Annotated in this window: 2 protein-coding genes; both read right to left on the reverse strand. The window is 54.3% G+C overall.

The window, feature by feature from the left end:
• Window positions 1-1,410, reverse strand: a 1,410-nt coding sequence (locus MHN01_RS24410) for an anthranilate synthase component 1 (RefSeq protein ID WP_239413970.1), incomplete at its 3' end; no start/stop codon positions are given.
• On the reverse strand, window positions 1,407-2,420 hold the full coding sequence (locus tag MHN01_RS24415; protein ID WP_239413971.1) for a bifunctional 3-deoxy-7-phosphoheptulonate synthase/chorismate mutase: 1,014 nt from the start codon (window positions 2,418-2,420) through the stop codon (window positions 1,407-1,409). The genes MHN01_RS24415 and MHN01_RS24410, both read right to left, overlap by 4 nt.
• Between the last annotated feature and the right edge of the window lie 101 nt (window positions 2,421-2,521).

A 2,521-nucleotide genomic window follows, 5' to 3' on the forward strand; every position in this document is an offset into this window, starting at 1 on the left:
ACAGGTGTCCATGTCGCCGTGTCCGGTCAGGTAGCCGACAGCACCGCCGTAGCTGCCACGGCGACGTTTTTCGACATCACGGATCAGCTGCATCGCACGAATTTTCGGTGCGCCGGTCAGGGTGCCCATATTCATGCAGGCCTGGTAGGCGTGAAGGGCATCGAGATCGCCGCGCAATTGACCGACAACACGGGATACCAGGTGCATCACATGGCTGTAGCGATCGACCTTGAGCAAGTCGGCCACATAGCGGCTGCCGGGTTCGCTGATCCGGGCCACATCGTTACGGGCCAGATCAACCAGCATCATGTGCTCGGCGTTTTCTTTCATGTCACTGCGCAGTTCAAGTTCAATGCGACCGTCGAGATCCAGGTTAATGGAGCCATCCGGGTTTTTGCCGCGGTGGCGGGTACCGGCAATCGGGTAAATTTCCACCTGATTGCTCTCAGTACAATACTTCAGTGCACTTTCCGGCGAGGCGCCGAACAGGGTGAAATCAGCATCCTGCAGGTAGAACATATAAGGGCTAGGGTTACCTATTTTCAGCTCTTTGTAGGCCACCAGTGGCGACGGGCACGGCAGCGTGAACTGCCGGGACGGTACGACCTGGAACACATCGCCATTAATGACATGTTGCTTGAGATCGACCACGGTCTGGCAGAATGCCTCGTCGCTGACACTTGCAACCGGCTCGCACTGGTCAAGAAACTCGGCTTCTGGCAGCGGTTTCGGCTCCAGACAGGCCTCTTTGATATGCTGCAACCGACGACTTAGCTCAAAATAGCTGGAGGTATACTCATCACCGCCAAACAGTGTTGCCTGAAGCTTGCCCCGACGGCGCTGGTGATCGATAACCAACAGGGTCTCGGCAATGTAGAACAGGTAGTCCGGGCATTTGTTGTCCTCGGCAACATCTGGTAGCGGCTCGAAACCGGCGACCACATCATAGGCAAATAGGCCGCCGAGAAACAAGGCTTCTCGCGGGTGCCCCGAGGTATCAAAGGCGTGCTGGATCATTCTAAGTGCATCAAAGGACGAGGTTTGACGCAGACGGCTGTCTTCATCCAGCGTGCGCTCGGCACTTGGAAAATCAAGGATCAGGCAGTCGTTCTCACGCCGGCTCTGAATATCAGCAGCCAGTGCCTGCTCGATGGTCTGCAGGACATTAAGTCCGTTGTCGGTTAATGCTTCCAGCCGGACTTGCTTGTCGCGGCATACAATTCGGACCGCGGCATCAATTAGCATCAGGCTTTTTAAATCCTGCTTGGAGTCAATTTCGGCCGACTCCAGCAGTAAGTTATGCGGACGGTTGCCACAGACGGAGTAATACAACTCCGTCGGGTCGGCCACATAGGGTACGTCGAGGCTAAGTAGTTCCAGCTCGCCGGTACCTAAAGGGGTCGTATTCACAGCGTTCTCCCTGCCGCTTCTACAAACGGTTTCAACTCTTGCATTAACTGTTCAAACATTGGACCTGTCAGCGCCTGGTGGCCGTCGGACAAGGCCTCACACGGATTAAGGTGTGATTCGACAATGATGCCATCAGCGCCAACTGCCGCTGCTGCCCGTGATAGCGGGATAACCAGCTCGCGTACACCGGTGCCGTGGCTCGGATCAACCACCACTGGCAAATGGGTACGCTGCTTGAGGTAGGCAACGGCATTAAGGTCCAATGTATTCCTTGTTGCTGTCTCGTAGGTGCGGATACCACGCTCACACAGGATAATGTTAGGATTTCCTGCGTCATAGATGTATTCCGCAGCCAGTAACAGCTCTTCGATAGTGGCGGAAAGTCCGCGTTTGAGCAAGACCGGTTTTTTACTTTCACCCACAGCTTTTAACAAGGCGTAGTTCTGCATATTGCGTGCGCCAATCTGAAGGCAGTCGATGTATTCACACATTGAATCAACCTGGCCGACTTCCATGACTTCGGATACGGTCGGCAGTCCAAGCTGCTGATTGGCTTTGTGAAGCAGTTTCAGTCCTTCTACTCCCATGCCCTGGAAGTCATATGGGCTGGTTCGTGGCTTGTAGGCACCGCCGCGAAGCGCCACTGCACCGTGTTTTTTCACTACCTCGGCAACCGCCATTAGCTGCTCTTCAGACTCGACAGAACACGGACCGGCGATAACGGCAAACTTGTCGCCACCGACTGCTGCATTGCCGAAGCGAACGACAGTATCGTGGGCCTGGACCTCACGGCTTACCATTTTGTATTTGGTCAGGATCGGTTTGACGTTCTCGACACACGGATAGGCATCCAGGTGTAACTGTTGCAACACACGCTCGTCGCCCAGTGCGCCCAGCACGATACGCTCGACACCTGGCATGTAGAGTGGTTTTAGGCCTGCAGACTCGATACGGCTGAGGATTTCTTTGGCTTGTTCTTCGGTCGCATTGGGCTTTAGTACAATAATCATTTGGTTATCTCTTAATCTGTGTCGTGCACTTGCAGGCTGTTGGATGAGGCCACATTGTGCTGAAAGTCAAAGTCGTCAATTCGGGATATATAAAAGTCGGG

Origin of the sequence: Photobacterium sp. OFAV2-7, from assembly GCF_022347985.1 — a bacterium.
Taxonomy (GTDB): domain Bacteria; phylum Pseudomonadota; class Gammaproteobacteria; order Enterobacterales; family Vibrionaceae; genus Photobacterium.